23 protein-coding genes are annotated in these 17,244 nt (G+C 68.6%); 16 read left to right on the top strand and 7 right to left on the bottom strand.

What is annotated here, in order from left to right; all coding sequences use genetic code 11:
* The first annotated feature begins 23 nt into the window (after positions 1 to 23).
* From WS49_RS31820 to WS49_RS31800, 5 genes are all read left to right on the top strand, one after another.
* The gene (locus WS49_RS31820; RefSeq protein ID WP_059537044.1) at positions 24 to 323 is read left to right on the top strand and encodes a DUF2795 domain-containing protein; all 300 of its coding nucleotides are present in this window, start codon (positions 24 to 26) and stop codon (positions 321 to 323) included.
* Positions 324 to 390: 67 nt separating this feature from the next.
* Positions 391 to 957 carry a hypothetical protein gene (locus WS49_RS31815; protein ID WP_059511596.1) on the top strand — a complete coding sequence of 189 codons (567 nt, stop codon included), beginning with the start codon at positions 391 to 393 and terminating at the stop codon, positions 955 to 957.
* A gap of 100 nt (positions 958 to 1,057) precedes the next feature.
* Positions 1,058 to 1,915: an SDR family oxidoreductase gene (locus tag WS49_RS31810; RefSeq protein WP_059537040.1), complete on the top strand. Its 858-nt coding sequence runs from the start codon at positions 1,058 to 1,060 to the stop codon at positions 1,913 to 1,915.
* 28 nt (positions 1,916 to 1,943) lie between these two features.
* The gene (locus WS49_RS31805) at positions 1,944 to 2,555 is read left to right on the top strand and encodes a DUF4142 domain-containing protein (RefSeq protein WP_059537035.1); all 612 of its coding nucleotides are present in this window, start codon (positions 1,944 to 1,946) and stop codon (positions 2,553 to 2,555) included.
* A gap of 59 nt (positions 2,556 to 2,614) precedes the next feature.
* Complete coding sequence (locus WS49_RS31800) at positions 2,615 to 3,226, top strand: hypothetical protein (RefSeq protein WP_059537032.1); 612 nt, start codon at positions 2,615 to 2,617, stop codon at positions 3,224 to 3,226.
* A 128-nt stretch (positions 3,227 to 3,354) separates the two neighbouring features.
* Here WS49_RS31800 and WS49_RS31795 read toward each other — a convergent pair whose 3' ends face one another.
* Positions 3,355 to 4,662, bottom strand: a complete 1,308-nt coding sequence (locus WS49_RS31795; protein ID WP_059537027.1) for an NRAMP family divalent metal transporter — start codon at positions 4,660 to 4,662, stop codon at positions 3,355 to 3,357.
* Positions 4,659 to 5,306, bottom strand: coding sequence for a UdgX family uracil-DNA binding protein (locus WS49_RS31790; RefSeq protein WP_059537024.1), 648 nt, complete (start codon positions 5,304 to 5,306; stop codon positions 4,659 to 4,661). Before WS49_RS31790 ends, WS49_RS31795 begins: the two co-directional genes overlap by 4 nt.
* 410 nt (positions 5,307 to 5,716) lie before the next feature.
* Between WS49_RS31790 and WS49_RS31785 the strand changes: the two genes are divergently transcribed.
* Both WS49_RS31785 and dctA read left to right on the top strand, forming a co-directional pair.
* Positions 5,717 to 6,640 carry a LysR family transcriptional regulator gene (locus WS49_RS31785; RefSeq protein WP_059537020.1) on the top strand — a complete coding sequence of 308 codons (924 nt, stop codon included), beginning with the start codon at positions 5,717 to 5,719 and terminating at the stop codon, positions 6,638 to 6,640.
* Between the two features lie 43 nt (positions 6,641 to 6,683).
* The gene (gene dctA / locus WS49_RS31780; protein ID WP_059537016.1) at positions 6,684 to 8,006 is read left to right on the top strand and encodes a C4-dicarboxylate transporter DctA; all 1,323 of its coding nucleotides are present in this window, start codon (positions 6,684 to 6,686) and stop codon (positions 8,004 to 8,006) included.
* A 24-nt stretch (positions 8,007 to 8,030) separates the two neighbouring features.
* Here dctA and WS49_RS31775 read toward each other — a convergent pair whose 3' ends face one another.
* From WS49_RS31775 to WS49_RS31755, 5 genes are all read right to left on the bottom strand, one after another.
* Positions 8,031 to 8,813 carry a substrate-binding domain-containing protein gene (locus tag WS49_RS31775; RefSeq protein WP_059537012.1) on the bottom strand — a complete coding sequence of 261 codons (783 nt, stop codon included), beginning with the start codon at positions 8,811 to 8,813 and terminating at the stop codon, positions 8,031 to 8,033.
* Between the two features lie 51 nt (positions 8,814 to 8,864).
* On the bottom strand, positions 8,865 to 10,160 hold the full coding sequence (locus WS49_RS31770; RefSeq protein WP_059537009.1) for an MFS transporter: 1,296 nt from the start codon (positions 10,158 to 10,160) through the stop codon (positions 8,865 to 8,867).
* Positions 10,161 to 10,441: 281 nt separating this feature from the next.
* Entirely contained in the window at positions 10,442 to 10,924 is a 483-nt protein-coding gene (locus tag WS49_RS31765) for a PRC-barrel domain-containing protein (RefSeq protein ID WP_059537005.1), read from the bottom strand.
* 91 nt (positions 10,925 to 11,015) lie between these two features.
* Complete coding sequence (locus WS49_RS31760; RefSeq protein WP_059537001.1) at positions 11,016 to 11,447, bottom strand: CBS domain-containing protein; 432 nt, start codon at positions 11,445 to 11,447, stop codon at positions 11,016 to 11,018.
* An 88-nt stretch (positions 11,448 to 11,535) separates the two neighbouring features.
* Positions 11,536 to 11,790 (bottom strand): hypothetical protein, encoded by a 255-nt coding sequence (locus tag WS49_RS31755; protein WP_059536998.1) that lies wholly within the window; start codon positions 11,788 to 11,790, stop codon positions 11,536 to 11,538.
* A gap of 154 nt (positions 11,791 to 11,944) precedes the next feature.
* Here WS49_RS31755 and WS49_RS31750 point away from each other — a divergent pair, with 154 nt between their 5' ends.
* The 9 genes from WS49_RS31750 to ku all read left to right on the top strand — a co-directional run bounded on the left by WS49_RS31750 (position 11,945) and on the right by ku (position 17,220).
* Positions 11,945 to 12,247 carry a hypothetical protein gene (locus WS49_RS31750; RefSeq protein WP_059537426.1) on the top strand — a complete coding sequence of 101 codons (303 nt, stop codon included), beginning with the start codon at positions 11,945 to 11,947 and terminating at the stop codon, positions 12,245 to 12,247.
* Between the two features lie 208 nt (positions 12,248 to 12,455).
* On the top strand, positions 12,456 to 12,725 hold the full coding sequence (locus tag WS49_RS31745; RefSeq protein WP_082725428.1) for a hypothetical protein: 270 nt from the start codon (positions 12,456 to 12,458) through the stop codon (positions 12,723 to 12,725).
* Positions 12,722 to 13,033: a hypothetical protein gene (locus WS49_RS31740; protein WP_059536992.1), complete on the top strand. Its 312-nt coding sequence runs from the start codon at positions 12,722 to 12,724 to the stop codon at positions 13,031 to 13,033. Before WS49_RS31745 ends, WS49_RS31740 begins: the two co-directional genes overlap by 4 nt.
* A gap of 49 nt (positions 13,034 to 13,082) precedes the next feature.
* Positions 13,083 to 13,394 (top strand): hypothetical protein, encoded by a 312-nt coding sequence (locus WS49_RS31735; RefSeq protein ID WP_059536989.1) that lies wholly within the window; start codon positions 13,083 to 13,085, stop codon positions 13,392 to 13,394.
* Between the two features lie 238 nt (positions 13,395 to 13,632).
* On the top strand, positions 13,633 to 15,066 hold the full coding sequence (locus WS49_RS31730; RefSeq protein ID WP_059536986.1) for an RNA polymerase factor sigma-54: 1,434 nt from the start codon (positions 13,633 to 13,635) through the stop codon (positions 15,064 to 15,066).
* Positions 15,067 to 15,136: 70 nt separating this feature from the next.
* A complete protein-coding gene (locus tag WS49_RS31725; protein WP_059536983.1) occupies positions 15,137 to 15,325 on the top strand; it encodes a DUF3008 family protein in 189 nt (62 codons plus the stop codon).
* 53 nt (positions 15,326 to 15,378) lie between these two features.
* A complete protein-coding gene (locus tag WS49_RS34600; RefSeq protein ID WP_081052496.1) occupies positions 15,379 to 15,540 on the top strand; it encodes a DUF1328 domain-containing protein in 162 nt (53 codons plus the stop codon).
* The gene (locus tag WS49_RS31720) at positions 15,537 to 15,923 is read left to right on the top strand and encodes a DUF3022 domain-containing protein (RefSeq protein WP_059536979.1); all 387 of its coding nucleotides are present in this window, start codon (positions 15,537 to 15,539) and stop codon (positions 15,921 to 15,923) included. The genes WS49_RS34600 and WS49_RS31720 overlap by 4 nt, the downstream gene beginning before the upstream one ends.
* A gap of 271 nt (positions 15,924 to 16,194) precedes the next feature.
* On the top strand, positions 16,195 to 17,220 hold the full coding sequence (gene ku / locus WS49_RS31715; RefSeq protein WP_059536974.1) for a non-homologous end joining protein Ku: 1,026 nt from the start codon (positions 16,195 to 16,197) through the stop codon (positions 17,218 to 17,220).
* Positions 17,221 to 17,244 lie beyond the last annotated feature (24 nt).

The following is a 17,244-nucleotide window of genomic DNA, read 5'->3' as shown; positions in this document are numbered from 1 at the left end:
TTTCTCATTCGAAGGAGGTTTCCATGTCATCCCGACAACATACGGGCCACGAATACAGCCATTCTCGCGCGCACGAAGGCGAGCGCATGCAGCAGGACCACGACAAGGGCGGCCACCAGACGGGGCACGGCAAGGCGCCGAGCCCCGTCGACGTGCAGAAGGCGCTGAAGGGGATGGACTATCCGGCGAGCAAGGCGGACGTCGTCCAGTGCGCGGAGCGGTCGCATGCCGATCCGCGCGTGCTCGACATGCTCAGGCAGATTCCCGATCGCGAATACGGCACGCCGGCATCGGTGTCGAAGGAGCTCGGGCGGCTGATGTGAGCGCCGCCACGTCGCGTCGCGTACGCCGTCGCGTGCGCGGCGCCTTACGGTCACGAGGAGCACGAACATGGCGATGATCGTCGCAGGACGCTTCACGACGTTCGATGAAGCGGAAGGTGGCGCGCGCCACCTTTACGAGCGCGCGTTCGGCCCGGACGACGTGTCGATCTTCTTCCTGAACCCGGGCGGTCAGCACGCGCGCTTTCCGATCGGCGGCGACGTGTATGCCGATACGGCCGCGAAGCCGGGCGGTCGCGGCGCGATGGTCGGCGCGCTGCGCGGGCTGCTGATCGGCGCGATCGTCGGACTGATCGTCTATGCGCTCGGCGTGCACTACTGGTTCGTGCCGGCAGCGGGCGCGCTCGCCGGTGCGTATCTCGGCGCGTTCGGCGGCGCGCTCGGCCGGATGCGCGGCGAGCAGGCCGAAGGCAAGGGCACGCTTGCGCATACCGAAACCGGCGTGATCCTGGCCGCGCGCGTGACGGCGACGACCGCGGCCGCCGCGGAAGACGTGCTGCGCGCGACCGGCGCGCAGTCGATCGAGCGCGTCGAAGGCGACTGGCAGGACGGCGAGTGGCGCGACTTCGATCCGGTGCGCCGGCCGGACGGCACCACGCAGGGCAGTCCGCGCTGAACGAGTCGTTTCCGCATGCGCGTGCCACTCGGCGTGCGGCTACGCGGTACACGGCACGCCGTTTGCGATGCCTTCGCGACACCCGTTCAAGGAGGAAACCATGACCACCGCCAGGACACCGCCGCCGCAGACGCAGACGCAACAGCCGGGCCGCGAGCGGGAGATGCATCCGAAGCCGCACGACGAAGCGGCCGATTACGTCGGCAGCGGCAAGCTGGCCGGCAAGGTCGCGCTCGTGACGGGCGGCGACAGCGGGATCGGCCGCGCGGTCGCGATCGGTTTCGCGAAGGAGGGCGCGGATGTCGCGATCGTCTATCTGAAGGAATCGGACGATGCCGCGCACACGAAGCGCCTGATCGAGCAGGCGGGGCGGCGCTGCGAGGCGATCGCATGCGACGTCGGCGACCGCCGGCAGGCGCGCGACGCCGTCGCGCGCACGGTCGAGCGACTGGGGCGGCTCGACGTGCTCGTCAACAACGCGGGCGAACAGCATCCGCAGCCGGGCATCGAGGACGTGACCGAGGAACAGCTCGAGCGCACGTTCCGCACGAACGTGTACGGAATGATGTTCTGCACGCAGGCCGCGTTGCCGCACATGAAGGCGGGCGGCCGCATCGTCAATACGGCGTCGGTGACCGCGTATCACGGCAGCCCGAAGCTGCCCGACTACTCGGCGACCAAGGGCGCGATCGTCGCGTTCACGCGCTCGCTGTCGATCGAGCTGGCCGAGCGCGATATTCGCGTGAACGCCGTCGCACCGGGGCCGATCTGGACGCCGCTGATTCCGTCGACCTTCACCGCCGAACAGGTATCGAAGTTCGGCGCGAACGTGCCGCTCAAGCGGCCGGGGCAACCGGACGAGCTGATCGGCTGCTACGTGCTGCTCGCGTCCGAAGGCGCGAGCTACATGACGGGACAGACCTTGCATCCGAACGGCGGCTCGATCGTCGGCGGGTGACGATGCTGTCCACACCAGGAGAAAGCGCATGAAACAACCCAACTGGACGATCGCGGCGCTCGCCGCGGGCGTGCTCGCCGTGTCGGGATTCGCGCGTGCACAGATGCCGAGCGAGCCGCCCGCATCGAATTCGCATGTGCCGGGCGGCGTGATCAACCCGACGTCGGGGGCCGGGGCGGGCGATGCCGGCATCGCGAAGGCGCCGCAGGGCGTCGATGCGGAATTCGTCGACAAGGCCGCGCTGGCCGGCAAGGCCGAAGTGCAGGCGGGCCAGCTCGCGTTGCAGCAGGCGCAGTCCGCGGACGTGCGCGCGTTCGCGAAACGGATGGTGACCGACCACGGCAAGGCGAGCATGAAGCTCGACGAGATCGCCGCGCGCAAGGGCATGAAACCGCAGGTCGACCAGATCCAGGATCCGGACGTCGAGGCGCTGCGCGGCAAGCGCGGGCACGACTTCGACACCGCCTATGTCGCCGCGGTCGGCCCGGACGCGCACAAGAAGGCGGTCGCGCTGTTCGAAGACGAGGCGCGCGACGGCAAGGACACGCAACTGCGTGCGTTCGCGACATCCACGCTGCCGACGCTCAGGCATCACCTGAGCATGGCGGAGGCGCTCCAGCGCAAGGTGGGCGCGCAGTAACGCGCGCCCGTTTCAACCCCAGGGCCGCGCGGGCGGCCCGTTGTTTCGGAGAAGCAGTCATGGCCCAACGGCAATCGAAGCATGCAGGCATCCTCGAACTGCTCTGCCAGGCATACGAGACCGAGCTTGGCGGCGCGAAGATCTACGAGGCCGCGCTCCAGTGCGCGACCGACGAGGACCTGCACAAGGAATGGGAGAAGTACCACCGCGAGACGATGCATCACCAGGACGTGCTGCGTCAGGTATTCGACACGCTCGGCCTCGATCCGGATACGAAGTCGCCGGGCCGCGCCGCCGTGGAGGCGACCGGCAAGTCGCTCGTCCAGGTGATCGAGCAGGCGAGGAAGCAGGCCGACCCTGCGGTCGCGCAGGTCGTCGCGGCCGAATGCGTGGTGCTGGCCGAAACCAAGGATCACCTGAACTGGGAGCTGATCGGCTACGCGGCCGACCAGTTGCGCGACGGCGACGCGGCGAAGGCGCTGAAGGCCGCGCACGATGAAGTCGAGGCCGACGAGGACCATCACCTGTATCACACCCGTGGCTGGGCGCGCGAGATGTGGATCGACTCGATGGGCTTCAAGGCGGTGCTGCCGCCGCCTGAGGAAGTGAAGAAGGTCGAATCGGCGGCCGATGCGGCGCGTGCCGAAAAGTCGCGCGGCAAGATGATGTAACCCTGCCTCTCGGACAACCGGGCCGCGCCGCTCGCGCGGCCGCCCGGCTGTCCGATATCGTTGCTTCGCCGGTCCGGTCCTTCCTCCCTGGCTGAACGGTTGCGAACGCAACCACACCACGGTTCCGGTCAGGTCAGCATGTCCACGACCATCACGACCACCGACCCCGCCATCAGCACGACCGCCAGCCACCCGAACGCCTTCGACGCGATGCCGCTGCCCGGCTGGCCGGCCGCATCGCGTCGCCGCGACAACAGCATCACGAGCACCAGCATCGGCACCGCCGCGACGCCGTTGAGCACTGCGCTCCAGTAAAGCGCCTTGATCGGATCGACGGGACTGAAACAGATCGCGATGCCGACGAGCACGCAAGCCGCCAGCACCGCATAGAATGCCGGCGCGCGCCGCACCGGCTCGTTCAGGCCTTCCCGAAAGCGCCACGCCTCCGCGCAGCCGTACGCGGCGCTGCCCGCGAACGCGGGAATCGCGAGCAGCCCGCAGCCGACGATGCCGAACGCGAACACGACGAACGCCGCTTCGCCGGCGATCGGGCGCAGCGCCTCGGCAGCCTGCGCGGTGGAGCCGATGTCATGCCTGCCGTTCGTGAAGAACACGGCCGCGCCGATCACCATGATGCAGAACGACACCGCGTTGGTCACGATCATGCCGGTCCAGGTGTCGAACGTGATGCGACGCTCGGTCTCGCGGCGCGCGCCGGGCGCGCATGCGGTGTCGCCGTTGCGGCGCTCGGCCTGGGTTTCCTCGACTTCGAGCGCGGCCTGCCACACGAACAGGTACGGGCTCAGCGTCGTGCCGAGCACCGCGACCGCCGTCGTCGCATAGTCGTGCGTGAACGCGATGTGCGGCAGCACGATCGCCTGCAGCAGGCTGCGCCAGTCGATGTGCACGAAGCCGAGTTCGAGCACGTACGCGAGCAGGCCGAGCGTCATCCATTTGAGCCAGCGTGCGTAGCGTTCGTAGGACAGCAGGACCTGCAGCGCGAGCGACGCGATGCCGTAGACGGGCGCATACCAGTAGCTGCGGCCGCCGACGACGAGCGCGGTCGCGTCGCCCATCGCGGCGAGGTCGGCGCCGACGTTCACGACGTTGACGATCACGACCGTCACGATCAGGGCCTTGGCGAGGCGGCTGGAGAACTGCTCGCGGATGGCCGCCACGAGGCCTTCGCGGTTGGCGCGCCCGATGAATGCCGACGCGAGCTGTACGGCCACCATCATCGGCAGCGTGATCACGGTCATCCACAGCATGTGGAAGCCGAACTGGCTGCCGGCCTGCGCATAGACGGCGACGTTGCTCGGATCGGCGTCGGACGCGCCCGCGAGCAGGCCGGGGCCGAGCCGTCGGTACCACGGCCGGGCGGGGGATGCGGCGCTCGCGGGGTCGCGCACCGCGTCGTCGCCGCGCAGGTCGCTCATTCGGCGTCTCCCGGTGCGCCGCGCGCGAGGCGCGCCGCAGTGCGCAGCGCGTCCACGAGCGTCCGGTATGCGTGCTCGCGCGAATCGGCGCCGCGCGTGCGCAGCACGTAGGACGGGTGATAGGTCGCGACGACGAGACAGCCGTCGGGCGAGCGCACCGGCTTGCGCGTGCGCTCGAGCGTTACTTCGTTGTCCTGCAGCACCGCGCGCAGCGCCGTCGCGCCGAGCGCGACGACCACGCGCGGGCGCATCGCATCGAGTTCGCGTTCGAGCCAGTAGCGGCACGCGGCGACCTCGCGTTGCGCGGGCGTCTTGTGCAGCCGTCGTTTGCCGCGCGGCTCCCACTTGAAGTGCTTGACCGCGTTGGTCAGATAGACGGACGTGCGCTCGATCCCGGCCTCGTCGAGCGCGCGGTCGAGCATGCGGCCCGCCGCGCCGACGAACGGGATGCCCGCGCGGTCTTCCTGGTCGCCCGGCTGCTCGCCGACCAGCATGATGCGCGCATCGGCAGGCCCCGCACCGGGCACCGGCTGCGTCGCGTGTTCCCACAGTCCGCAGCGGCGGCAGGCGTCGAGCGTGGCAGGCGCATCGTCGTCGGCGGCAATCGAAACCGCCGCGCGCTTTGCGGGGGCTTGGCGCGTCACGGGGTGCTTCCTGTACCCATCTGCGCCGCGCGCGCGTCGACGTGCGCACGACGGCGGATGGCAAGCGGGGGGAAGATCCGGGCGAGTCGGATCATCAGCGGCTCCCATATCGATGCTGTGCAATGTGTGCAGCAACCGGCATGCCGCATGCAGTCGACATGCGGGCACAGTTTGCGTCGGGACGGCATCCGGCTACAGGCGAGAGCCGCCGCGGGCGATCGAGCGTAGCCAATCGCGGGCCTTACACGGCGCTTGTAAAACGGTATCGGGCGCCATCACGCCGCGCGCATTCGCCCGCCGCACGCGGCATGACGGCGCGCCCGGAGCGTCGCGGTCGGGCATGTCCCGGCTGGGTGTGCTTCTCCGAATCGTGCACAATACGCGGCATTCGAGATGCGGAGACCAGACCCGTGGGAATCAACTTCGATTTGACCGACTTGCAGGCGTTTCGCGCGGTGGTGGAGCTGGGAAGCTTCCGCAAGGCCGCCGAGGCGATCAGCATTTCGCAGCCCGCGTTGAGTCGCCGGATTGACAAACTGGAGGAAGCGCTCGGCGTGCGTCTGTTCGAGCGCACGACGCGCAGCGTCACGCTGACGACGGTCGGCCGCGTGTTCGCGCCGAGCGCCGAGCAACTGCTGGACGATCTCGACGCGGCGCTGCTCGGCATCCGCGACGTTTCGTCGAGCCGCCTCGGTCACGTGACGATCGCGTGCGTGCCGTCGGTGGCCTACTATTTTCTGCCGAACGTGATCGCCAGCTATCATCGCCGCTTTCCGCGCATCAGGGTCAAGCTGCTGGATGCGAGCGCGAACGAGGTGCTGAGCGCCGTCATCAGCGGCGAGGCCGATTTCGGCGTGAGCTTCATGGGCAGCCAGGAGTCCGAGGTCGAGTTCAAGCTGCTGCTGCAGGAGCGATTCGTTGCCGCGTGCCGGCGCGATCATCCGCTCGCGCGCAAGAAGCGCGTGACTTGGAACGAGCTTTACGAATACGAGTACGTGTCCGTGGACAAGACGTCCGGCAACCGCCTGTTGCTCGACCAGGCACTGACGAGCGTCGCGCCGCGCGCGCCGAGCGTGTGCGAGACGCGCCACGTGACGACCATGCTCGGGCTGGTCGAAGCGGGGCTCGGCGTCGCCGCGGTGCCGTCGATGGCGATGCCCGGACACGACCATCCGCTGCTCACGAGCGTGCCCCTCGTCGAACCTTCGGTCAAGCGCCGGGTGGGCATCGTGAAACGGCGCGGACGCCCGCTGACGCCCGCCGCGGAGGAATTTCATCGGGCGGTGATCGACGCCAGGCGCGGCGGTGCGCCGCGCAGCGATGCATCGAAGTAATGCTCGTGACGAATACGACCGGAACATCGAGGAAGACCGCAGCATGAGGCTGGCAAGACCGCTTCGTTCGCTTTACGTGCAGGTTCTGCTGGCGATGGCGCTCGGCGTGAGCGTCGGCCACTTCTGGCCGTCGGCCGGCGCGGCGCTCAAACCGCTCAGCGATGCATTCGTCGGTCTCGTGCGGATGATGATCGCGCCGATCGTGTTCTGCACGATCGTCTCCGGCATCACGTCGCTGGCGAACGGGCAGGCCATCGGACGCACGATCGTCCGCGCGCTGGTGCTGTTCTATCTGCTGACCGCCGCCGCGCTCGTATTCGGGCTCGTCACGGCGTTCGTGCTGCGGCCCGGCGCCGGCATGCACGTCGACGTGCGCCATCTCGACGCGAGCGTCCTGGCGCAATACGCGCAGCATGCGCAACCGCGCGGCCTCGTCGCGTTCGCGCTGAGTGTGATCCCGGATACGATGCTCGGCGCGTTCCAGCAGGGCGAGGTGCTGCCCGTGCTGCTGCTGTCGCTGCTGTTCGGTTTTTCGCTGAACGCGTATCCGCAGGCCGGGCGGCCCGTGCTGGCGCTGATCGACGGTGTCGCGCAGATCGTGTTTCGCGTGCTCGCGATGATCATGCGGCTCGCCCCGCTCGGCGCATTCGGCGCGATGGCCTTCACGGTGGGGCGCTTCGGCATCGGCTCGGTCGGCTCGCTCGCGTGGCTGATGGCGTCGTTCTACGTGGCCTGCGCACTGTTCGTCGCGCTGGTGCTCGCGCCGCTCGCGCGATTGCACGGCTTCGCGTTGTGGCGGCTGTTGCGCTACATCCGCGAGGAGTTGCTGATCGTCCTCGCGACTTCGTCGACGGAGCCGGTATTGCCGCGGCTGATCGTCAAGCTGGAGGCGCTCGGTTGCGACAAGGGCGTCGTGGGGCTTGTGCTGCCGGCCGGTTACTCGTTCAACCTGGACGGCACCGCGATCTATCTGACGCTCGCCGCGTTGTTCATCGCCCAGGCGTGCGATGTGCCGCTTTCCGCGCCGCAGATCGCCGCGATGCTGGCCGTCATGCTGCTGACGTCGAAGGGCGCGGCCGGCGTGTCGGGCAGCGGGCTCGTCGCGCTCGTCGCGACGCTCGCCGTGATGCCCGACCTGCCGGTTGCCGGCGTCGCGCTTCTGGTCGGCATCGATCGCTTCATGTCCGAGGCGCGTGCGCTGACGAGCGTGATCAGCAACGCGTGCGCGGTGATCTTCGTTTCGATGCGGGAAGGGGCGTGCGATCGCGCGCGTCTCGCGCGGATGCTGAACGGGACCGGACCGGCTGGCCCGAATGGCGCCGATGACGCGGAGGCCGGCGCCGGGCCCGACGGGAAGGCGGTCTGACGCGCACCTTCCCGTCGGTCGTGCTCAGTGTGCGGAGACGGAATCCAGCCCGGTCGATTTCACTTCGGCCTGCACGTCGGGCGACGCGAGATAGTCGAGAAGCGCCTTCGCTTCCTGCGGGTGCTGCGCGCCGACGGGGATGCCGGCCGCGAAGCGCGTGACCGACTGCAGCGATTCGGGAATCTTCCCGACGAAGGTCGCGCCCTTCACGGGCAGCAGTTCGCTCACCTGCTGAAAGCCGATGTCGTAGTCGCCGTTCGCGACCACGGATGCGACCGGGATCCGCGGGATCATGGCCGCCTTCGATTTCACCTGGTCCTCGATGCCGAGCTTTTTGAACAACTCGCGCTCGATGTAGACGCCGCTGGCGCTGTCCGAGTAGGCGATCGACTTCGCATGCAGCAGAACCTGCTTGAGGCCTTCGGCCGTGCTGATGTCGGGTTTCGCCGCGCCGTCGCGCACGACCATGCCGATGCGCGAATCGGCCAGCTCGACGCGCGATCCGGCGATGACCTTGCCTTGCTTGATCAGATCGTCGAGCGCATAGCCGACCATGATCACGACGTCCGCCGGTTCGCCGCGCGCGAGCCGGTTCGGAATCGCTTCAGGCGACTTGCCCATCGACGGGCCGAGCGCGGTTTCGAGCGTGTTGCCCGAGCGGGACGCGAACTGCGGGCCGAGCAGCTTGTAGGCGGCGGTGAAGCCGCCCGAGCTCATCACGTGCAGGTCGGCGGCCTGCACGTTCGCGGCGACCGCCGAGGTGGCGACGAGCGCGGTCGCGCAGAGTTTCAGGAGCAGGTTCTTCATGGTCGTGGTCTTGGACGTGTGGAGTCGGGACGGGTCGTTCGGCGTGAGGCTTCAGTGCGCCGGCGTCAGCGTGGCCGTCTGCCGGCGATACAGGGCGAACGTCGCGAGCAGCGCGCACACCGCGGCGAGGCTCATCCAGTAGCCGGGCGCGGCCTTGTCGCCGGTCATGTGAATGAGCGCCGTCGAGATGGCCGGCGTAAAGCCGCCGAACACGGCCGTGGCGAGGCTGTAGGCGAGCGAGAAACCCGCCACGCGCACCTCGACGGGCATCACTTCCGTCAGGGCGACGACCATCGCACCGTTGTAGATCCCGTACATGAACGACAGCCACAGAAGCACGAGCAGCATGTTGACGAACGACGGCGCATGGGCGAGCAGGGACAGCGCCGGGTACGCGGTGGCGATCGCGAGCAGCGTCATGCCGACGAGCAGCGGCCGGCGGCCGATGCGATCGGACAGGGCGCCGCCGATCGGCAGCCACACGAAGTTCGACACGCCGACGCACAGCGTGACGAGCAGGCTGTCGGCCGTGCTCAGGTGCAGGACCGTCTTGCCGAAGGTCGGCGCGTAGACCGTGATGAGGTAGAAGCTCGTGGTGGTCATCGCGACCAGCATCATGCCGGCGATCACGACGCCCCAGTTCCGCGCCAGCGTCCCGAACACTTCCTTCATGCCCGGACGATGCTTGCGGGCCTTGAACGCCTGCGTTTCCTCGAGGTTGCGGCGCAGCATGAAGATGAACGGCACGATCATGCAGCCGACGAAGAACGGCACGCGCCAGCCCCACGAGGCGATGGCCGACGTGCTCAGCCATTGATTGAGCGCGAAGCCGAGGCCGGCCGCGACGACGATCGCGACCTGCTGGCTGGCGGACTGCCAGCTCGTGTAGAAGCCCTTGCGGCCGGGCGTGGCCATCTCGGCGAGATAGACCGACACGCCGCCGAGCTCGGCACCCGCCGAAAAGCCCTGCAGCAGGCGCCCGACCAGCACGAGCACGGGCGCGAGCAGGCCGATCGTCGCGTAGCCCGGCACGAACGCGATCAGGATCGTGCCGCTCGCCATGATCGCCAGCGTGACGATCAGGCCCTTGCGGCGGCCCACGTCGTCGATGTACGCACCCAGCACGATTGCGCCCAGCGGCCGCATCAGGAAGCCGGCGCCGAAGACGGCGAAGGTCATCATCAGCGACGCGAACTCGCTCGCGGCGGGAAAGAATACGGCGGAGATCTGGGTTGCGTAGAAGCCGAACAGGAAGAAGTCGAACTGCTCGAGGAAGTTGCCGGCCGTCACGCGGAATACCGCGGCGGCCTTCGACCGTGCGGTCGGAAGGCTGGGCGAGGGGTGCATCAGGGTGTCTCCAGGAAATCGGGAAGCATGCGCCGGGGAGCGGTCGATTGTCGTTTCGCCAATATTCGCCCGGAGACGGACAAACGATAAGTGCGATTTTTGGAAGGATTGATGTCGTATGGTTATCAATCAGGCGGCGCGGCGCGCCGGACGCATGCACGGACGGTGGTCGGCGAGGCCAGCCTCGGTGGATCGGGCCGGCGCCGGGATCCGTCAAAAAGCCAAAAAAAGCCCCGCATTCGCGGGGCCTGTTGCCTGAACCACCGGCAAATCACGAACGGTCAGTGCCGCCCGCGCGTGCGAGGATCGTTCAGTTCCTCGGTCGGATCGGTGAGCCCGAGCTCGTCGCCCGCGCTCCAGTACGGCGCGCTGCCGTAGAACTCGTGCAGCGGCTCGGCCCATTGCGGGTCGGCCATCGCCGGCCAGTGATCCTTGTCGAAGCCCGGCGCGTTGCGGATCCGCTCCGACGACACCGACAGCAGGAAACACTTGCGTTCGGTATCGAGCGTGAGCGCGCTCCACGGGATCGCGAGCAGCTTGTCGCCGATGCCGAGCACGCCGCCGCTCGACAGCACGGCGTACGCGACGCGGCCCGAGCGCACGTCGAGCATGATGTCCTTGATCTTGCCGACGTCGTCGCCGTCGGTCGTGTAGACCTTGTCGCCTTCCAGCGTGTCGGCCGCCATCACGTCGGGGCCCGGGCCGGCCGCCGTCGCGGCGCCCTTGCCGATGATGCGCGTCTGTCCTCGATCAGAAGTCTGCATGGTTGTCCTCCTGGTTGCGTGGAGCGCGACCGTGCCCGGGATGGGCCCTGCGGGTCGCGCGGGGTTGTCGGGCGGGGCGAGGATCGCCCCGTCACGTACGCTTCGGTTGCGACACGCCTTCGAGCGTGTTCGCGACGTCGTCGCGCGCGGGGCCGGCCGTGCGTGTCGCGATGTCCGCGAGCGACAGCATGCCGACGAGGCGCTTGTCGTGATCGACGACGGGCAGGCGGCGCAGTTGCGCGTCGGCCATGTAGTGCTGGATCTCGTCCAGCGAATCGTCCTCGAAACACCATTCGATCGGGCCCGACGCAACTTCGTGGATCCGCGTCTCCGGCGGCTTGCCGGCCGAGATCGCGCGCACCGCGAGGTCGCGGTCCGTGACCATGCCGATCAGCCGGTTGTTGTCGCACACGGGCAGCGCGCCGATGTCGTAGCGCTCCATCAGTTGCGCCGCATGACGGATCGAGTCGGTCGGCGCGATGCGCACGACGTCCTGCGACATGATTTCGTTGACGCGATGCATGAAGTCCTCCTTGCAGGTTTGAGTCCGGGCCGTACGAGTCAGCAAGCGGCGTGCCGTTCGGCACGCGTGTTCGTCGAATCGCCGACGGTCATTCGTCGCGGCGCTTGGCCGGGTCCTGCCACGGGCCGTCGTCGTGCGTGCCCGGCGGCGTGTCGGGCTCGATGCGCGTGACGCCGCCGGTCGCCGGCGGATCGCTCGCGGGGAACGTGTCCTCCAGCTGCTTGTCGATATGCCGCTCGGAGTGGCGCGTTTTCGTGTGGTCCTGGTCCTTCAGCGGCGGCGACGGATCGGGATGCGGTTCGTGCGTCGGCGCGTCGCGGCCGGAACGGGTCGAATCCTTCATGGCATGCCTCCGTGTCGGTGACGTCGAGGCGCACATCGCGCAACGGCCGTGCCCGCTGCATCGCGGCGGCACGCGACTTGCCATGTCGGTAGCAACGACGACGACACGCGGCGCCACGCGCCGCATGCACACGCACATCGAACGGGAGGGCACGATGACGATTCCGAAACGGCGGCCGGGAGTGCGCTATGAAGTCAACGTCTGCGGCGGAGGGTTCGAGTCGGTGAAGAGCCACTTCATCACGTGGAAACAGGAGCCGCTGATTTACCGGCCCGATCGCCGCATGTTCGAAGGCAAGGCCGACGTGCGGCCGCTCGACGAGACCTTCGGCTCGACCGAGCCGGCGCGCTTCGCGCTGCAGCGCGCGTGCGAGCCGGCCGATTCGTATGCGCTCGCCGCGCGGGTGCGCGACGACGACCACGAGTTGTGGCTCGTGATGGCCGCGTACGACGGGTAACGCGATGGCCTTGAAAGAATTGCAGCGCGCGGTGTAGCGAATGCACGTCGCGCCGCGCGGCGGGTTGCATGTCAGCTTGCGGGGCGGCGCGTCGACAAGCGAAAAGCGGCACGAATGACCGGCACGCCGCTTGCGGCCACCGAGTGCGTAGCGCATCGAGCGGCGAACGTGCCGCAATCCGATGCCGTCACGACAGCACAACGAACGAATGCCCATGAACCGAGATGTCGTCCGAAATCCCGCTCAGTCGCTGCATCGGCCCGAGCCGGTGATTCCCGACGTCGAGCCCGACCCCGAACCGCCCCCGCCGGACGACCTGCCGCCCGGCACACCCGAGCCGTATCACGATCCGGAAGGCGATCCGCCGGAGCGGCCGCCACCGGAACGCGAGCCGCCGACGCGGGAGCCGCCGATCCACGCGCCGCCGACGGGCGTGCCGCCGGTGGCGTTCACCCGATTCAAGGAGGGGCCACGATGAGCATTCGCGTGAAACCCGGCATGCTGCGCGACGTGGCCGAGACGCTCGGCCGCCATTTCGAGGCGCGCGCGATGCCGTTCCATGTCGAGGAGCAGCCGGCCGGCGCACTGCATTTCGGCTTTCGTGTCGATGGCCATCCGGCGTCGCTGACCGTCACCTTCGACGCCGATGCATTCACGGCGCTCGAGCAGGCCGGTACCGAGCGGCAACGCGGCGCGCTGGCCCGTGTCGCCGCCGAATTCGACATGATGATGGCGCGCCGCGCGCCCACCGCGTATGCCGGCGATTTTCATTTCAACCGGCTCTGAGCCGTGTCGCCACGGCCGGCCCCTGCCGCCGACTCAACGGAGGATTCCGATGAAACCGATCCAGACGATGCGTATCGGCGCCTGTGCGTTCGCCGCCGCGTGCGCGCTGGGCGCATGCACGCAACCGCAGGGCCCCTATGGCGCGCACGGCGCGCCGCCGGCGCCGCCGGACGGCCATGGTGCGTCACCGACCACGACGATGCCGGACGCGAATACGCGCTACGACACGCGTCCGTCGCCGTACAACACGCTGCCGGCGGGCGCGGCGGGCGGTGAGCCGGCCGACGTGCCGCCGCCGGGGCCGAACGGTGTGCAGGGCGACCGGACGATGCCGGGCACGCCGCCGCCGATGCAGTACTGACGCGCGGAACGTCGCGCGGTGGCCGCACGCGGATAAGCCGGCGCGCTGCCGGTGTGTCCGCCCGGCGCGAATTCCGTGCCCCTAACTTGCCGGCGCTTGTAAAAAAGTCGGCACCCGGAGCCGCCGCGGCCGGGGTGCGAACCCGCGAGAGCCGCGCCGGACGGTGCTTCGCCGCCTTGGCATGGAAGCTGCGTGAATGCGTGTGAACGCAATTCCGTACACCGTCAGGAGGGCATCGATGTCCGTCACGCTTGCGCTCCAGATGCGACAGCATCTGGCACTCACGCCGAGGCTTCAGCAGTCGCTTCGCCTGCTGCAGTTGTCTTCGCTCGAATTCCAGCAGGAATTGCGGCAGGCGCTCGACTCGAATCCGTTTCTCGAAGATGGCCAGGGCGACGACGAAGCCGCCGCCGACGCGCCCGAACCCACCGCCGAAGCCGCGCCGCCCGAGCCGCCGCCCGAGCGCGAGGACGTGCGTCCGCCTGACGGCGAGGTGTCGTATACGGCCGCTCCGGCGCCGCGCGGCACGAGCCGTCAGGCCGACGACGCGAGCGACCTGTCGCCCGGCGAGTGGATGGCGGCCGAGCCGTCGCTGCACCAGCAATTGCACGATGCACTGCGCCTTTATCCGCTGAACAAGCGCGACCGCGAGGCCGCGCGCATCGTGATCGATGCGCTCGACGAGGACGGCTACCTGCGTCAGGAGCTGGCCGAGCTGCTGGTCGCGGCCGATCCGGCGCTGCTGCTGTCGGAACAGGATCTCGCGGTCGCGCTGCGGCTCGTGCAGATGCTGGACCGCCCCGGCATCGCCGCGCGTTCGGTGTCCGAATGCCTGGTGCTGCAACTCGACGCGATTCCGGCCGGCACGCCGGCGCTCGCGGAGGCGAAGGCGATCGCGCGCGAGCACCTCGAACGGCTCGCGCGGCGCGAGACGGCGGAAATCCAGCGACGCCTGGGCTGCAGCCAGCCGACGATGCAGGCCGCGTGCGCGCTGGTGCGCACGCTCGATCCGCGTCCCGGCAATCACTACGGCAGCACGCGCGGCGACTACGTGATACCCGACGTGATCGTGCGCCAGGTGCGCGACGAATGGATCGTGACGATCAATCCGGCCGTGCTGCCGCGCGCGCGCTTGCACGAGCGCTACGCCACCTTGTTCGCGCAGTCGAGCGGCGAGCGCGATTCGCCGCTCGGCCAGCAGTTGCAGGAAGCGCGCTGGCTGATCCGCAACGTGCAGAAGCGCTTCGACACGATCCAGCGCGTCGGCGAATGCATCGTCGCGCGCCAGCGCGATTTCTTCCGCTACGGCGAGATCGCGATGAAGCCGCTCGTGCTGCGTGACATCGCCGAGGAACTCGACCTGCACGAATCGACCGTGTCGCGCGCGACGGGCAACAAATACATGGCCACGCCGCACGGCACGTTCGAGTTCAAGCATTTCTTCCCGCGCAAGCTGGAAGCGGCCGGCAAGGGCGTGTGCTCGGCGTCGGCCGCGAAGGTGCTGATCCGCGACATGATCGCGGCCGAGCGCCATACCGATCCGCTGTCGGACGTCGCGCTCGCGCAGAATCTCGCGGGGCGCGGCATCCTTCTTGCGCGTCGCACGGTGACCAAGTATCGCCAGGCGATGAAGATTCCGCCCGCTGAACTGCGCCGGCGCGACGCCGCGTGACGATACCGTCCGAACCGCGCGCGGCCCGCGACCCGCGGTGCCCGCGCGCATCACCGAGAGGAGAACAGCCATGCCAGCCAAGTCCCAGGCCCAGCAGCGCGCCGCGGGGGCCGCCTTGTCGGCCAAGCGCGGTGACACGAAGATGAAGGACCTGAAGCCGCCTGCGAAGTCGATGGCCAAGTCGATGAGCGAGAAGGAACTCGAAAAAATGGCTTCGACGCCGGCCCACGGCAAACCCCGGCACAAGCACGATTCTTGATCGTGCGGCGACACGCGTCGACGATTCGTTATTCAGGACTGCAGGAGGCATTCATGCTTCGATACGCCATCATCTTCTTCATCATCGCGCTCGTCGCCGCCTTGTTCGGCTTCGGCGGCATCGCGGCCGGCGCGGCCGAGATCGCGAAGATCCTGTTCTACATCTTCGTCGTGATCTTCCTGGTCACGCTGCTGCTGGGAGTCGTGCGCCGATGACGATCGCCCCCGACCGTTCGCAGCGCATCGCGGAACTCGAACATGCGCTCGCGAACGGCTTTCCGTCGCAGTCGACGGTCGTCGTGCATGCGGACGACGCGTCGGGGCGGCTGACGATCCAGGTGTCGTGGGTGCGCGTGCCGTCCGATGACGACGCACGTCAATGGCGCTGCGCGGTCGACCTGCGTTTCGATCCCGACGTGCTCACGCGCTATGCATCGCTCGGTACGGCCGACCGGTTGCGCGTCCGGACGCATGTGTGCGACATGGCGCGGCGCGCGGTGGACGAACAGAAACCGCGCGTCGAGGACGCCGAGATCGAATGCAGCGTCGCGCTCGACGTGACGCGCGACGAACTGGATCGCGCGCTGCGCGCGCCCTGACGGCGCGGCTACCGCCCGTCGCGACACCGTAGCGGGCCGCCGCGGCACGCGCCGCGCGGCGCGTCCGTTTCCCGTGATGGCTGCGTGTGCGCCGCGACACGGCCACGCACGCCGCCGTCCATCACCGAACCGATGCGAGGATGCGCATGACGAATCTCCCCGATCCGGCAATCGACCGCAACCCGACGGCGCGCAATCGCGCCGCCTCGCGGAACGTCGCGCGGGGGAGCCGGTTCGCCGCGCGGGCGTGCAAGCGGCAAGGAGGACAGGCATGGCACCGCGGATGATCTGGAAAGGCGCGATCAGCTTCGGGCTCGTTCACGTGCCCGTGCAGCTGTTTCCCGCGACGCGCACCGTGAAGCCGTCGTTCCGGCTGCTCGACAAGCGCTCGATGGATCCGGTCGGCTACCGGCAGATCAACAAGCGCACCGGCAAGGAAGTCACGCGCGAGGACATCGTGCGCGGCTACGAATACGAGAAGGAACGCTACGTCGTGCTGACCGACGACGAAATCCGCGCGGCGAACCCCGAATCGACGCAGACCGTCGACATCCTGACCTTCGTCGACGAGGACGCCGTGTCGTTCCTCTATCTCGACACGCCGTACTACCTCGTGCCGGACCGCAAGGGCGAGAAGGTCTATGCGCTGCTGCGCGATGCATTGAAGGACAGCGGCAAGATCGGCATCGCGCTGGTCGTGATGCGCGACCGACAGCATCTCGGCGCGCTGATTCCGGTCGGGCCGCTGCTCGCGCTCGACACGCTGCGCTGGCAGGAGGAGTTGCGGCCGCTCGACGAACTGTCGGTGCCGGCCGACGACGCAAAGGGCGCGGGCGTGACCGCGCGCGAGCTCGCCATGGCGAAGAAGCTGATCGACGACATGGCCGGCAAGTGGACGCCCGACGAGTATCACGACACGTTCCGCGACGACATCCTCGAGCTGGTCGAGCGCAAGGTGCGCGCGGGCAAGATCGAGGAGATCGAGGAACGGCCGGCGCAGACGAGCCGCGCGGCGACCAACGTGGTCGACCTCACCGAGTTGCTGAAACGCAGCCTGAAGGGCGGCGGCGGAGCGCGTGCGGCGGATTTGCGCGACGCGGGCGACGACGAGGACGCGAATACGGAAGGGGCATCTTCGTCGTCGCGCGGCGGCGGGCGCCACAAACCGGCTTCGAAAACCGCGGTGAAGGGCGCGGCTACGAAAACCGCGGCGGCGAAACGGCCGGCCGCGAAACGTGCCGCGCACGGCGAGCATGCGGTGAAGAAAGCCACCGCGCGCCGCAAGCACGCCGCATGACGCCGCGCGAATCGAGGTGATGCG

Source organism: Burkholderia sp. RF7-non_BP4, from assembly GCF_001521935.1.
In the GTDB taxonomy this organism is placed as follows: domain Bacteria; phylum Pseudomonadota; class Gammaproteobacteria; order Burkholderiales; family Burkholderiaceae; genus Burkholderia; species Burkholderia diffusa.
This window is presented reverse-complemented; position numbering and strand designations above follow the sequence as displayed.

Coding starts and splice junctions, on each gene's coding strand:
- WS49_RS31820 (WP_059537044.1), top strand. CDS start 24: ATGTCATCCCGACAACATACGGGCCACGAATACAGCCATTCTCGCGCG.
- WS49_RS31815 (WP_059511596.1), top strand. CDS start 391: ATGGCGATGATCGTCGCAGGACGCTTCACGACGTTCGATGAAGCGGAA.
- WS49_RS31810 (WP_059537040.1), top strand. CDS start 1,058: ATGACCACCGCCAGGACACCGCCGCCGCAGACGCAGACGCAACAGCCG.
- WS49_RS31805 (WP_059537035.1), top strand. CDS start 1,944: ATGAAACAACCCAACTGGACGATCGCGGCGCTCGCCGCGGGCGTGCTC.
- WS49_RS31800 (WP_059537032.1), top strand. CDS start 2,615: ATGGCCCAACGGCAATCGAAGCATGCAGGCATCCTCGAACTGCTCTGC.
- WS49_RS31795 (WP_059537027.1), bottom strand. CDS start 4,662: ATGAGCGACCTGCGCGGCGACGACGCGGTGCGCGACCCCGCGAGCGCC.
- dctA (WP_059537016.1), top strand. CDS start 6,684: ATGAGGCTGGCAAGACCGCTTCGTTCGCTTTACGTGCAGGTTCTGCTG.
- WS49_RS31775 (WP_059537012.1), bottom strand. CDS start 8,813: ATGAAGAACCTGCTCCTGAAACTCTGCGCGACCGCGCTCGTCGCCACC.
- WS49_RS31770 (WP_059537009.1), bottom strand. CDS start 10,160: ATGCACCCCTCGCCCAGCCTTCCGACCGCACGGTCGAAGGCCGCCGCG.
- WS49_RS31765 (WP_059537005.1), bottom strand. CDS start 10,924: ATGCAGACTTCTGATCGAGGACAGACGCGCATCATCGGCAAGGGCGCC.
- WS49_RS31760 (WP_059537001.1), bottom strand. CDS start 11,447: ATGCATCGCGTCAACGAAATCATGTCGCAGGACGTCGTGCGCATCGCG.
- WS49_RS31755 (WP_059536998.1), bottom strand. CDS start 11,790: ATGAAGGATTCGACCCGTTCCGGCCGCGACGCGCCGACGCACGAACCG.
- WS49_RS31750 (WP_059537426.1), top strand. CDS start 11,945: ATGACGATTCCGAAACGGCGGCCGGGAGTGCGCTATGAAGTCAACGTC.
- WS49_RS31745 (WP_082725428.1), top strand. CDS start 12,456: ATGCCCATGAACCGAGATGTCGTCCGAAATCCCGCTCAGTCGCTGCAT.
- WS49_RS31740 (WP_059536992.1), top strand. CDS start 12,722: ATGAGCATTCGCGTGAAACCCGGCATGCTGCGCGACGTGGCCGAGACG.
- WS49_RS31735 (WP_059536989.1), top strand. CDS start 13,083: ATGAAACCGATCCAGACGATGCGTATCGGCGCCTGTGCGTTCGCCGCC.
- WS49_RS31730 (WP_059536986.1), top strand. CDS start 13,633: ATGTCCGTCACGCTTGCGCTCCAGATGCGACAGCATCTGGCACTCACG.
- WS49_RS31725 (WP_059536983.1), top strand. CDS start 15,137: ATGCCAGCCAAGTCCCAGGCCCAGCAGCGCGCCGCGGGGGCCGCCTTG.
- WS49_RS34600 (WP_081052496.1), top strand. CDS start 15,379: ATGCTTCGATACGCCATCATCTTCTTCATCATCGCGCTCGTCGCCGCC.
- WS49_RS31720 (WP_059536979.1), top strand. CDS start 15,537: ATGACGATCGCCCCCGACCGTTCGCAGCGCATCGCGGAACTCGAACAT.
- ku (WP_059536974.1), top strand. CDS start 16,195: ATGGCACCGCGGATGATCTGGAAAGGCGCGATCAGCTTCGGGCTCGTT.